At 46.8% G+C, this 12,810-nt stretch carries 15 protein-coding genes; 3 read left to right on the top strand and 12 right to left on the bottom strand.

Annotated elements, in window-relative coordinates; translation table 11 throughout:
- Window positions 1–97: 97 nt before the first annotated feature.
- The 7 genes from ACKX14_RS04780 to ACKX14_RS04750 form a co-directional block, all read right to left on the bottom strand.
- The gene (locus tag ACKX14_RS04780; protein ID WP_422445193.1) at window positions 98–1,390 is read right to left on the bottom strand and encodes an NAD(P)H-dependent oxidoreductase; all 1,293 of its coding nucleotides are present in this window, start codon (window positions 1,388–1,390) and stop codon (window positions 98–100) included.
- 114 nt (window positions 1,391–1,504) lie between these two features.
- Window positions 1,505–1,864: a PTS glucitol/sorbitol transporter subunit IIA gene (locus ACKX14_RS04775; RefSeq protein WP_422445191.1), complete on the bottom strand. Its 360-nt coding sequence runs from the start codon at window positions 1,862–1,864 to the stop codon at window positions 1,505–1,507.
- Window positions 1,865–1,929: 65 nt separating this feature from the next.
- A complete protein-coding gene (srlE, locus tag ACKX14_RS04770; RefSeq protein WP_422445189.1) occupies window positions 1,930–2,925 on the bottom strand; it encodes a PTS glucitol/sorbitol transporter subunit IIB in 996 nt (331 codons plus the stop codon).
- Window positions 2,926–3,465 carry a PTS glucitol/sorbitol transporter subunit IIC gene (srlA, locus tag ACKX14_RS04765; RefSeq protein ID WP_422445187.1) on the bottom strand — a complete coding sequence of 180 codons (540 nt, stop codon included), beginning with the start codon at window positions 3,463–3,465 and terminating at the stop codon, window positions 2,926–2,928.
- A gap of 95 nt (window positions 3,466–3,560) precedes the next feature.
- Window positions 3,561–3,947 carry a transcriptional regulator GutM gene (locus ACKX14_RS04760; protein ID WP_422445185.1) on the bottom strand — a complete coding sequence of 129 codons (387 nt, stop codon included), beginning with the start codon at window positions 3,945–3,947 and terminating at the stop codon, window positions 3,561–3,563.
- A 21-nt stretch (window positions 3,948–3,968) separates the two neighbouring features.
- Window positions 3,969–4,913, bottom strand: a complete 945-nt coding sequence (locus ACKX14_RS04755) for a sugar-binding transcriptional regulator (RefSeq protein ID WP_422445183.1) — start codon at window positions 4,911–4,913, stop codon at window positions 3,969–3,971.
- Window positions 4,914–5,112: 199 nt separating this feature from the next.
- Window positions 5,113–6,216: a GerMN domain-containing protein gene (locus ACKX14_RS04750; RefSeq protein ID WP_422445181.1), complete on the bottom strand. Its 1,104-nt coding sequence runs from the start codon at window positions 6,214–6,216 to the stop codon at window positions 5,113–5,115.
- A gap of 106 nt (window positions 6,217–6,322) precedes the next feature.
- Between ACKX14_RS04750 and ACKX14_RS04745 the strand changes: the two genes are divergently transcribed.
- Window positions 6,323–6,472, top strand: coding sequence for a hypothetical protein (locus ACKX14_RS04745; RefSeq protein ID WP_422445179.1), 150 nt, complete (start codon window positions 6,323–6,325; stop codon window positions 6,470–6,472).
- Between the two features lie 103 nt (window positions 6,473–6,575).
- On the opposite strand, the gene fsa is transcribed toward ACKX14_RS04745, so the two are convergent.
- The 5 genes from fsa to ACKX14_RS04720 form a co-directional block, all read right to left on the bottom strand.
- The gene (gene fsa, locus ACKX14_RS04740) at window positions 6,576–7,226 is read right to left on the bottom strand and encodes a fructose-6-phosphate aldolase (protein WP_422445177.1); all 651 of its coding nucleotides are present in this window, start codon (window positions 7,224–7,226) and stop codon (window positions 6,576–6,578) included.
- A 294-nt stretch (window positions 7,227–7,520) separates the two neighbouring features.
- Window positions 7,521–8,042: a ferredoxin domain-containing protein gene (locus ACKX14_RS04735; RefSeq protein WP_422445175.1), complete on the bottom strand. Its 522-nt coding sequence runs from the start codon at window positions 8,040–8,042 to the stop codon at window positions 7,521–7,523.
- Window positions 8,043–8,067: 25 nt separating this feature from the next.
- A complete protein-coding gene (locus ACKX14_RS04730; protein WP_422445173.1) occupies window positions 8,068–9,363 on the bottom strand; it encodes a ribonuclease H-like domain-containing protein in 1,296 nt (431 codons plus the stop codon).
- Window positions 9,360–11,618: a DEAD/DEAH box helicase gene (locus ACKX14_RS04725; protein ID WP_422445441.1), complete on the bottom strand. Its 2,259-nt coding sequence runs from the start codon at window positions 11,616–11,618 to the stop codon at window positions 9,360–9,362. The genes ACKX14_RS04730 and ACKX14_RS04725 overlap by 4 nt, the downstream gene beginning before the upstream one ends.
- Before the next feature lie 276 nt (window positions 11,619–11,894).
- Window positions 11,895–12,092 (bottom strand): FmdB family zinc ribbon protein, encoded by a 198-nt coding sequence (locus tag ACKX14_RS04720; protein WP_422445171.1) that lies wholly within the window; start codon window positions 12,090–12,092, stop codon window positions 11,895–11,897.
- A 171-nt stretch (window positions 12,093–12,263) separates the two neighbouring features.
- On the opposite strand from ACKX14_RS04720, the gene ACKX14_RS04715 reads away from it, so the two are divergent.
- Both ACKX14_RS04715 and ACKX14_RS04710 read left to right on the top strand, forming a co-directional pair.
- Window positions 12,264–12,458 carry a hypothetical protein gene (locus tag ACKX14_RS04715; protein WP_422445169.1) on the top strand — a complete coding sequence of 65 codons (195 nt, stop codon included), beginning with the start codon at window positions 12,264–12,266 and terminating at the stop codon, window positions 12,456–12,458.
- Window positions 12,459–12,480: 22 nt separating this feature from the next.
- Entirely contained in the window at window positions 12,481–12,669 is a 189-nt protein-coding gene (locus ACKX14_RS04710) for a hypothetical protein (RefSeq protein WP_422445167.1), read from the top strand.
- Window positions 12,670–12,810: the final 141 nt, after the last annotated feature.

Genomic DNA, 12,810 nt, shown 5'->3' with positions numbered 1-12,810 from the left:
CATCTGATTATTTTAAGCAATTTTTATGCCAACTATTTCAGGCGAAAGCTAAGGGGCTTTTCCGCCCCCTGCACTTTATTTTCCTCTTTATATGCCATTATTTTATGAGCCTATCCTGCATCCTCCTGAGTTGCAGAATTAGCGAATTCTCATCCAATTCCACCATCTCATAAGTAATCGTCTGACCTTTTTTGACATCCCGCTTAAGAACGACCTTATCATTGACAAGGCCTATGGGGAGTGCGTTCTCCTTTTTGGCGTTTTCATACGTGTCGATTACTCCATAAACCGTGTAACCTCCGATACCGTCCAGGTGATCCCCTGCCTTCAGGTCCTTTTTGGCCACCGCCACCGTCTCGGAAACCGGTGCGCCTTTGGGAGCGATGGTAGGTTCATGGTAGATGTAAGCCCTGGCCGCTGATAACGGTGTTTCAATGCTGGTGAGATGATAGGGCCTGTAAAAAACGTAATTGGGTCCTTCCCCCATGGAGAGATAAGCCATCTCTTCCCTGACCGCCCGTAGCTTTGAAGTTACAATCACAAAAACCCCAGGTGCGATTCCGTTGACGTATTCTACAACCTGATAGCGGTCAAGAATACCTCCCTGTTCTTTTAAACTCAGTAATTTAGGCAATTCTTTGACAGTGGCTTTGGGGCCGATCATGCCCCTCTTTGTAGGCAAAAATCCCAGAGCATTGGAAACAGCGGTCATTTCTACCATTGTTTTTGTTCCATCCACAAAAGATGCCAGCATTTTTGGATTCATCTTCTGAGCCTGAGCCTTTTCTCTTACGGTGTCGGGATTGGCATCCAGATTCAAAGGGTTATTTTTGCCCTTTCCCGCCACCAGCACTTCAAATCCCATGGCGTCGGCAAAATCGTATAATTCTTTTATGGCACCGGGCTCATCGCCGGCAGAAACTGTGTATACCACTCCGGCGCTGTCGGCCATCTTTTTCAATATAGGGCCTACCGTCACGTCGGTTTCTACGTTTAACATGACAATATGTTTACCGTTATAGATGGATTCTAAAGCCAGCTGAGCACCTACTTCCGGCACGCCGGTGGCGTCTATCACCACATCAACCGGAAGCGTCTTTACAGCCACATCGATGTCATCGGTGATCACGTATTTGCCTCTGCTTATTGCCTCTTCAGCTTCCGACGGGGTCTCTGCCCTGGTTATATCATCGTGGGCTATCCCCGCCAAAATATACGCTTCCCTGGCTCTTTCTAGATTTATGTCGGAAATCACCACCGGGCGCAGACCTTTCATGCAGAACATCTGGCTGGTCATGCCCCTGCCCATCTGCCCTGCGCCCACCAGGCTTACATTTATTCTTTTACCGCTTTCCTCCAGTTGTTTTAGTTTTGTGTTTAAATTTAACATTTTTCCATCTCCCATATAAAGATTTTATAATGACAATATATATATCAAAAGCTTTATGGCTTTTGCACAGGATTTACCTATAATATATCTATCCTTAATATTTCTGCAATATATCTATCCTTCGATAATTATTTTCTCTCCAAGGTTTACTCGGGGAGGCTCGTCACCTTTAAGGTGAATATCCCCGGGCAACTCGGGCGAGGTCCTACCGTCAAACTTCAGACAGGTATGGCCCATTCTCCGGATGTTTTTATTGGCCACATCGCCCACGGCCGTCACGGTATACCGCCTGTCCCCTATGCTTAAATTGTCTCCCACTCTTACGTCTTCCAAAAGTTCTCCGCCGGTATGGAGTACGGAAATATCCTGAAGTTCCAGAGGAGCATTCTTGTTAAACAGTACCATAATTCTCTGACTCAAAAATTCTTCTACAAGTTCACCTATGGCCGTTACTGTAGCTTCATATTTTTTCATCTTTCCACTCCTTCAAGAGCTATGGCGCCTTGCGGCGCCATAGCTCGTTATTTTTTATTACATAACTATCCGGTATATAATCCAAAGCTGAACAGATAGGCAATTAAAACAGCTATTGGGCCGGTTATCAACCTTGAAATCAGTATGGCGCCAACGCCTACCTCTACCGTTTCAGGTTCTGCCTCTCCCAAACTGAGGCCCACGGGGATGAAGTCGCACCCCACCTGGGGGTTTATGGCAAATAAGGCCGGGAGGGCAAACTGTGGAGGTACATTGCCTTTGCCAATTTCAACCCCCACCAGTACCCCTACCACTTGGGCAATGACTGCACCGGGGCCAAGCAGCGGAGATAAAACCGGCAATGCACATATGACAGAAATTATCAGCAGGCCTGGAAGCGTGCCAGCCATGGGAGATATCCCGCGAGCTATCCATTCTCCAACGCCGGATTTTAATATAATACCTATCAGGGTGGCCACAAAAGCCATGAACGGGAGAATATTCTTTATTATCTGTTCGATGGTCTCACGGCCGGATTGATAGAATATGCCGACAACTCCACCCATACCCCGACCGATCCTCTCGATTATACCCGCCTTACGGCCGCTCCCGTTGTTGCTGAACTGCCTCGATACCTCTTTCGGTGAATCACCTGCGGCCGTGGTTGAAACGGCTTTTTCCGCTTCTTCTCCGGATTCCAGGGCTATATTTTCCACCTTCACGCCGGATACATAGATATCCTCTTTAATATACTGCGCCAGCGGTCCTACTTGACCCACCGGGGTTAGATTAATGGTTGGAATGCGCTTTTTCGGGTATACACCGCAGCGGGCAGTTCCTCCGCAATCAATAACGACACAACAAATCTGGTCTTCCGGCACCGATGATTTAAAGCCGTCAAAGGCTGTACCCCCGGTGAGCTCCGCTATTTTCTGAGCTACGGGGTCAATACCTCCCCCGGTCACGGATACGATTTTATCTTTCCCCTCGGTGGGTTTTATTACAAGCGGGCCTCCCCAGCCGCCGGGACCTTTTTCAATCTTTACGGCTCTGTATCCCATTTATATTTCCCCTCCTCTAACCAGATCTCTTTGTCTCATCATCCTGAGGGTAAGCCTCTCGGTGACAATACCCCGGATGAATATAACTATTAAACCAACTATAAAATACCTGATGGCCAGTTCACCCAGAGGCAGGCCCAGTTGTTGTATGCCCTGGGCTATGCCCATGTAGACAAAGAGTTCGGCTGGATTTGCATGGGGAAATAATCCCAGGATCGGGTGAACGAAGGATACGGCGGCATCGTAAAATGCAGGTTTATATTTTTCCGGCAAAAACCTTCCGAAGGTGTATGCCATGGGGTTGGTCAGGAAGAACACCGCCAGGAACGGCAGTACGGTATAGCGCAGCAAAGTATACTTGCCCGCAGTCCGTGCTATTCCGTTTATCCTCTCCTGGCCGACAAATTTGACAAGTGCGTTAACCGCGGTCATTAAAGTAATAAGAGTGGGCAGTATGCCGCCCGCAAGGCCTAAAAATGTTTTCCCACCTTCCTGGAATAGGCCTATGAAGGCCTGGGCGAAATTAGCCAATATTTCCACTTTTTTCTACCTCCATACTTGTTTAAAAATTTGACTCAAACCGTTATACAGCTTTCACCACCCGCTTTTTCTCGACACCTCCCCTCCATAGCATTTTATGAATGTTTGACACCGTCTCCCTCATATTGCTTTTTGAGAGAATCGGCGGCAATCAAAAGAGAATTTTGAGTGACTCTATCATAATCACCGGCGGTATGTGAAATTTCCCAGTAATATAAATCTTTTATACCTTTCAACGGTCTGAACCTCGCAAAAACTGAAATTCCTGACATTCTCTGGGCGTCGACTATTCTCCCCCGCCTGTCAGCCGCAAGAATAACTATGGCTCCCGCCCCCAGCCTGCCTTTAACTGTCCCGACCCCAACCCTGCCGTGCTTTTTCATTTCTTTTAATTTTCTCTGAAAATTTTTTATCTGAAAATATGTTAAAACCCCTTGCAACACCCACATGAATCCCATTATCACCAGGATCTTAATCCACATGACTTCCTCCGGTTTATCCAATTAAATTTTGCCCAGGAGAAAATTGCCGGTTTTTTCATCGGTGATGAGCACATCAAGAAGATTTCCTTTGAGCGCAGCCAGAATGGCTTCGTGCTTGTCCGGCCCACCGGCCACTCCTATGACCAGCGGAATTTTTTTAATGCTCTCTATGGAAACGCCAATTACTCTCTGGTTTAGCTGAACGGGGCACAGGTCGCCATTTTTATCCAGAAACCGGGAACACATATCGCATACTGCTCCGCCCTTTTTCAACTCCTCCAGCACCGTCTCCGAAAAGTAACCCGTTTCCCGCATTGTGGAACTGGGATTCAAGGGAGAACCGATTCCGATTATAGCTACACTGGCGTTTTGAGCCACTTCCAGAACCTGCTTGATATTCTTATCGGATAAAATGGTGTCTCTAACCTGTATGCTGTCAACTATCGCCGGTGCGTGCAGCAGCTGCCAGCTGCCGTTAAAAGCCCGGGCCAAATTTATTACAATCTGATTTGAATGTACATCAAGCCGGGTCTGCCCTACACCTCCGACCAGCGGAACAAACGTAACATTCAGCTTCGGCGCACTTTTTAAAAATTCCGGTATATAAGCCAGAGTCGTTCCCCATGAGACTCCAACAACATCCTTATCCTTCAATGCTCTAACCAGAAAGGCGGCAGCGGCTTCCGCCAGGAGCCGCTTGAGCCCTTCTCCTTCCTCAAAGGGGGTTATAACCGCCTCTTTCAGCCCGAAAGTCTTTTCCAGCGTGTCTTCAAGTTTTGTAAAGCTTCCTTCATAGCTGATCTTTATCTCTACTATCCCTTCTTCACGGGCTTTTTGCAGGAGTCTGGACACCGAAGGTCTGGATACGCCGAGCTTGTTCGCTATCTCCTGCTGGGTCTTGTTTTCCTCATAGTACATGTGGGCAATCCTTATTAGCAGTCTGGTATCTTTCCAGTTGCTCACCATTACATTTCTCCTTGGTTGAACATTTGTGCATATTATAATCATTCGTTCAATTTAATTATAACTCTATTATTTAAAATTTGTCAATAAAAGTGAAAAATATCACATTTGACTCTTGTAAAAACAGGGATTTGCCTAAAAAAAAGGAATAGATCGCTCTATTCCTGCGAAAGAATTTATTTTTTCTCCTTCTAATCACTGTTTATTCCCTTCCAGAGATAATGATGGCCCTAGCGTTTTTATCCTTTGTAATGATTATACCCAGTTCATCGCCGGGTTTAATATCGGCCAATCCCACATCGTATTCCGCATAATCATACCCGGAAGGGGAGACTCCAATTTTTTCCTGGTAATGGATAACAGCTTCGGGCAATACATATATATCCGGACCGGCCTTTATTTGCGCATCACGCGAGTCCATATATTCCCTTTCTATGTGTATTATTCTTTGTTCCACATCAATGCTTTTAACCCTGCCGTAAATAAACACTTCTCCTCTGGCAGGATCGGCTTCGGAAATCGGGGTGATTTTTCTGGATACGCTGCTAATCAACCATATGCTTTTTTCACCGGTGCCGAAAGGCTGAATCAGCCGTACGGTATAGTATCTGTCACCGTGCTTAACTTCTACATAAGCTTCGCCGGTGCCCGAACCTCCGCCTTTGTCATGTTTTGAAACGAGTTTGTAATCATCCGACGGTAAAAACCCGAGGGCTCCTCCTTCTTTTCTGGCTGTTTCCACCGGATCGTAAAGAAATTCTTTTTCCCCGCTTTCGGCCTGTTGTCTTAATCGCTCCTGCCGGTTTTTGCTCACATATACCGGCCCGAGCCTTACCTTTCTAAAATAGTAGCCCTGATTCTCGCTGTCGTACGGAACCCCGTCCACGAGAATTCTCACTTTATTTATCCCTTCCAGTTGTGTCATGGTAAGAACCATGGAGTCGATAAAAAGCGGAGATTTGTCAAGAAATTCTCTCTCTTGTCCTTTAAAGTTCACGACTATTGTATCATCTCTTCTCTCAACGGAAGCAAAACTCATATCCTGCCGTATCACCGGGAGGTCGCCGGGCTCCTCAGGGCCTTTAATTAATTCTCTCAGGATGGTCTCATAAAAAGGGCCGTCCGCCGGTAATTCCCTTTCTTCGAGTACCAGCTGCCTGCCGTTGTTGTCTAAAAAATAAAGTGCGACTTTTTGGAGCTTTTTAGAGCCGCTGTCATCCTGATATGTCTTAAATCTCGCCGTACATCCTGCCGCAATAAAAAGCATTAATAAATATACAAGAAAATTTCTGGGTAGTCTTGGCATATCTATTACCTCCCCGGATTTTTTAGGCTCATTTTTATTATAACATAAATAAATCCCGTTACCCAGAATAATACTAATTTTAGTAGAAACTATCAGGAGGAGGAAAATGGAAAAGCAAAAAAAATCTTCAAAAGACAAAGGGGAAGCCAGGCAGGAAACGGCTCTTGAACTGGCAGTTCGAAAACAGGATTTAGACAGGGTGAGAGGAAAAAGAAAGGTCCTGGACCCTGAGCGGGGACCGGAAAATAAGAAGTAGAGGTTTTTATTCAAATTCAAGGCCCTGCCTCTGTGTATTGGGAGGAGGCTAAATTTTAACCAAAAAGGGCAGGTCGACATACCCTGCCCTCCTGCCGAATTAGCTAAGATTTTTTTGGAACCTTCTTCCAATCTTCCAGAAAGCGCTCTATCCCAATATCTGTCAGGGGGTGCTTTACCATTTGTTGAAGCACCTTGAAAGGCACCGTTGCGATGTGGGCTCCGGCTTTGGCGGCATTTATCACGTCCATGGGGGTTCTTATACTGGCCGCAATTATCTGGGTGGAAATGTCGTGATATCCAAAAATCTCGGCAATATCTGAAATCAGTGCTATACCGTCCTGGCTGATATCGGTGAATCTGCCCACGAACGGGCTTACGAAAGTCGCTCCCGCCCTGGCGGCGAGCAGCGCCTGATTGGGTGAAAAAATCAGAGTCACGTTCGTCTTTATTCCTCTTTTACTCAGTTCCTTTACGGCTTTAAGGCCCTCCCAGACCATAGGAATTTTTATGACGACATTGGGGTGCCAGGAGGCAATGTCCACGGCCTCTTTAATCATGCCTTCAGCATCCAGGCTTATCACTTCGGCGCTTACAGGACCGTCCACTATTGAGGTTATTTCCAGAATTGTTTCCTTAAAATCCCTTCCCTCTTTGGAGATCAGCGTCGGATTTGTAGTTACGCCCGAAATCACCCCGAGAGACGCAGCCTCCCGGATTTCGTTTACATTGGCGGTATCCAAAAAAAATTTCATAATTCATTACCTCCGTAAGTGTCGACTTTTTAAATATTTTATACCTTTTTTTAAAATATTTCCAGAGAACAATCGGTTAAATGGGATTTTTTGACCTTGAAATAATTTCGCAATCGGCCTTGTTTATAAGCGGCTAAAAATCGCGAGGTGGTACCATGAGGAATCTCCCTGTCGCAGGATAAGTGAATAATTGGTCTTGAAGCTAACACCCTTCTTCCGGATAGAAAAAACAATTGCAGGCTGACGTTTCATATCTCCGCAAATTTTAATTTTTATACGGTATGGTGTAGAGGGTCACTTTCTGTCAAAATATATATTTTTGCCGCTGGCTGAAAGCGGGATCCCCAGCACCACTTCTCCTTCTATAAGACCCATTTTTCGGGCCACAACACCTATGCGGTACATTATGCGGTTATCGACGTTGAGAATGCTGGCGGTCTTTACCGCGGAACCCACGGCTATCCCAAGATCCACAAGCCTCCAGGCGCAAAGGGGGCCGGCGAATTCAGGGCCTTCGGAAAGAGCCGGTAATTTGGCACATTCGGGATAACCGCAGGCGCCGCAGTTGAGCCCTGCAGTTTTAGCCTCCTTTAAAGAGACCAGCAATACAGCAGCTGAATCCTCCACGTTTTTGCCATCCCGGTCATAATTTACTTTTCCTTTTTCCCTGCCGTACGCCGCCATCTCTTTGCCCAGGGCTGTCAGCTGCTCGCCTTCCACTATTTTTATTTCAACATAATCCCTGCCCGCCGTTTTGGGGGCTGTTCTGGCAGAAATTGCCATCAGTTCCGCAGCCATTTTTATTGCATTTTTCATGATCATACCTCCCAAGTTATTTTTACTATAATATTTTTACCTGTTCGGAGATACTGCCCTGCTTACATTTTATCCTGGCAAGGCGTTTTTTTAACTCTTCTATCTCGTTTTTTGCCGAAAACCCAAGCAAGCCTTTGTTTTTATACGCTATCTCCAGGGCTCTTTGAGCGGCCACAGCGGCCTTTTTGTAATCTTTAAGTCTGTGCTCGTAAAACTTGGCCAGTTCCACCAGCGCAAAAACACTGTGTATGTTGTCCCGGGCCATTTTTATCCACAGTTTCTCCGCGTCATTCCACTTTCCCAGTCGTTTGTAAAGCAGGGAAAGTTGCAAATAAGCCCGTTCTTTTACTCCGGGGACGTTAAGGGCTCTGTTGTAGCAGATTATGCTTTCCTCTATCATCCCCATATCTTCATATAGTCTTCCCAGGCAATAGTAGTCCTGACCAAGCAAGTCCCCTGAACAAAATGGATTTTCAAGGGCCGCGGCCATCCTTACCGTCAGGGTTACCAGGGAAAGGATATCCATGCGGTTATGGTGAAATATAGGCTGAAGAGGATAGGGGTTTTTCTCTCTTAAATAGCGAAAATATATGGAGGGTATTTCAAAACTCGGAACGTCCCCTTCTCTGTGCAGGGAAAAAAGTTTGGTTTCCAGAGAAGAAAGGCTTACGCTTTCCAGCCGCTCCCTGTAGAGCCGCCGGGCGGACCACAACAGGTCCAGGTGCAGCGGCTTTTCAACGTGGTTTTCCATACGGTTTATCAGGAACCTGGCCGAAAGAAGCGGTATGTCGTAAGCTCTACCGTTAAAACTGATTATGGCTTCAAAGCCTTTAAGAAGATTCCCCAGACTGAACAAAACCGCCGGCTCTTCATCGAGGTCCATCATAAAATACTGGTTAAGTTTAAAACCGGTGCAGTCAAAAAAACCCACGCCTATCAAGAAAGCATAAGTTCCCGAACCGCCGGCAAGGCCGGTGGTTTCCGTATCAATAAACACAGACCTGTTAAAATTAAGGCGAGCATAGCCGTCGTCTTTTGCCAGGAGCTTCAGTGCCTCGGGCGAAATATTGCGAATTTCACCGAGCTCTATTCCTCCATGGCAGAAAGACCAGTCATAATTATTCTGAACCAGCAGATGCCGGCCGTATGGAGTGTTAACAATCCTGCCGCCCGTCAGCCGGCATAAATCCTCCCCCCAGCCGTTGTCGAGCCCTTCTGAAGTTTGAAAGTCGCCGGGCTTTTCTCCGAGGGAGGAATCCGGCGCTTTTTTATGTAACTCTTTTCCGCTGATAAAGGCCTTCAATTTTTCCGAGAGGTTCAATCCGAAAGCACCTCTTTGATTATTCTTAACGCAAAAGTCTTGCTCCCGTGACCCACTTCTTCAAAAGGCCCCACGCAGGAAGGACACCCGTCTTCACAGCCGCATTCCATTATCACCTGTCTTGCAGCTCTCAAAAGGGTTTCATCAAGTTCATACAGCTTTTCGGAAAACCCCACACCGCCGGGATAATTATCGTAAATATATATGGTGGGTTTGCCGGTGAAAGGGGACCTTATCTGGACAACGCCACGTATATCTCTGGGGTCGCACATCAGAAACAGGGGAGCCACATTCGTCATGACATTGCAGAGGCCCAGAATGCCCGACTCCAGTTCTCCACCGGTCAGTCCGTCGATCTCACCGGGCACAGCCATCCAGAAGGCGGTGGTATGCATCTCCTCCGGCGGCAGGTGGATAGGGCCCGAACCCACATTTTCATGGGTGAAGAGCTTAATCTTTTTAAACATGGTGGCCAGGCTGGTAACCATCACCTCTCCAAAGCTTTTTTCCAGCTTTTTGTTATGTCCCTCCTTGAATACGTCCAGCACCTTAATTTCGACAGCCAGATTCGCATCGGTGTAGTAATCCACGCTGACTTTTCTCACATAAGCCTTTTTTTCCTCATAATCAAGTTTTTCCACCTGGTACTGCTGCCCGTCGTGGATGTAGATGGCTTCCTCGTGGATCATCATAGGCGCGCTGGATCTGTCCACTTCCCCTATAACCCGGGCGCCTTCGGTGATGTCCACCACTACGAAGTTTTCAGCGGATGCGCTGCGCAGACTGACCTCTTCGGCGGGAAAAGCCTCGGCCATCCAGTGCCAGCGGCCGCCCACATGGCGCAGGATTCTTTCCCCCTCCAGGAAAGCCAGGATTTCATCTATTGCCTGGCCACCGAAAAACTCTCCGTCTTCAAATGGCAGCTCAAAGGCGGCGCACTTTATGTGGCTGACCAGTATGTAAAGGTTGTCGGGATTTATGAGGCCGTGTTCGGGCGGCGAACCGAAAAAATAGTCGGGATGTTCTATTATAAACTGGTCCAGCGGGTTGCTGGAAGCCACCAGGATGGAAGCTGATACCGACGAACGTCGGCCCGCCCTCCCCGCCTGCTGCCACGTGCTGGAAATCGTGCCCGGGTAACCGGTGATTATGCTGACATCCAGGTTTCCGATATCTATTCCGAGCTCCAGGGCGTTGGTGCTGACGACTCCCAGAATTTTTCCTTCTCTCAAACCCCTTTCAATTTCCCTGCGTTCCCTGGGCAAATATCCTCCCCGGTAACCCCTTATGCACCCTTCCCCGCCGGGGATTTTTTTCATTCCTTCTTTGATGTATGTGACCAGAACCTCTACTGCCAGGCGGCTCCTGGCAAAGGTTATGGTTTGAATGCGGTTTTTTAAAAATTCAAGGGCAAGATTTTTGGCTTCTATAATACTGCTTCTGCGGATTCCGAGCTGACGGTTGACAACCAGAGGGTTGTAAAATATTATATTTTTTTCGCCGGAAGGGGCACCGTTTTTATCGATAAGGACCATTTCCCTTCCCGTAAGTTTTTCCGAAAGTTCTTTGGGATTGGCTATGGTGGCCGAGCAGCATATAAATACGGGGTTAGAACCGTAAAACCTGCAAATGCGGTGAAGTCGGCGGAGCACATTGGCCGTGTGACTGCCGAAAACTCCGCGATAGGTATGCACCTCGTCTATGATAACATATTTTAAATTCGAAAACAGCTTGATCCACTTGGTGTGATGCGGAAGGATGCCGGTGTGAAGCATGTCGGGATTTGTTACAACTATGTGGCCGTCTCTTCGAATGGCCACCCGCGCGCCGGGTGGCGTATCGCCGTCATATGTAAATGTTTTTATATCCTCACCCATCCCGTCCACCATATCCATAAGTTCGGATACCTGATCCTGGGAAAGGGCTTTTGTGGGAAAGAGATATATGGCTCTGGAATTTCTGTCTCTTAAAAGGGTGTTCAGCACCGGCAGATTGTAGCAGAGGGTTTTCCCCGAAGCCGTGGGGGTTACCACAATGATATTGCGCCCTTTTTCCACCTCGTCTAGAGCCATTCGCTGGTGAGAGTAAAGTTTATATATGCCTTTCTTCCTTAAGACATTTACGAGTCTTTCATCGAGATAATCGGGAAAAGGCTCATATTCGCCCGGTTTTGGGGGGATAATCTCCCAGTGAGTTATATTGTCCATGACATTTTTTGAGGTTTTCAACCGGTCAAGCACCTGTTCCAGATTCATAATATTTTCGGGGTGGAAGCAAACTTTCCACCCCTGGCTTCCCTCCCCACGACGCAAGCTCCAAATCGGTAATCTAAAAAGTTAACATCTTCGGGCTTGCACTGGCTTTCTGCCTTTTTCCTCCCGGACCGTAACAACAGTAAAACATATTAAATTACGGTTTGATTTTACCATATCATTTTTTTATCGGCAATACGAAATGCGCCGGGGGCAAAACAAAACCTTCGGCATAAAACCGCAGTTTAACCCTCGCCGAGGGTTGTTTTACCCTATCCCTCATCCGAACTTACATCCGTGCGATGAAGAAGAGGAATCGGATGAGGAACCTCCGCCTGTACAGAAAGCGGAAACCGCCTTCCTGGTATTGGTGCCCCTGCACCTGGGGCACTCCATTTTGCCGTTGTTTTCCGAAATCTTCAGCAGTTCTTCAAATCTGTGTCCGCAATCCATACAGTAAAATTCATATATTGGCACCTTTAAAACCTCCCATACATTGAAAAAATTTAATTGTCTTAGCATATATTATATAATAATTTCGCTGACAATAAAAGAGTGTAATTGCTATGTTTTGTATCTCCCATAAATATTTTGCGATTTATATAGAAAAATAATATTAGACAGCATAAAGCTTGGGAGGGAAAAAGTATGGTGAGTAAAATGCAGCTTCAGGCGGTTGGAGAAACGTGCCCCGGTTATATTTACTCGGGCGACGTGTCGTGGATGCCCGTAGAGGGCAAGGAAAATAGGATTGTCAGCTGCGAGACGTGTATTCACTGGGAGGAAGGAAGGTGCAATATCGATCTTTTTGACAAAGTTCTTACGGGGTTGGACCAGACTTGATGCGACTGAGGAGGGGTTCATTATGGCTCTCAAGAAAAAGCTTTTTGCCCGGAGGAGGACTTTTGCCCGGGAAGAAATAGGTGCAAATATTTATAAACCGGCGGGAAGACCTCATCCCCGGGAGGCGGTATCTCAAACAGCGCAACTGGAGAGCCACCAGCCGGGGACCCGAAAGGATGTCAAAATCAAGATGGAAGACAAACAGAATTAGAAATACTTTACATTTATATTTTTCCCGATTCCTCTAAGGATGTCAATTATATCTTTTACAATGTTTGATTCTAGTGTAGAAACCCTACTTTTTTACTTCTTTTCCCGAACCTTGAAAATTTCATAAGGAATGTTTTGGAAA

Source organism: Thermorhabdus hydrogeniformans (genome assembly GCF_049310025.1).
Taxonomy (GTDB): Bacteria; Bacillota; Thermosediminibacteria; order Thermosediminibacterales; family Tepidanaerobacteraceae; genus JBJYKD01.
The sequence above is the reverse complement of the archived record's forward strand: the minus strand, read 5'-3'. Positions and strand labels throughout refer to the sequence as shown.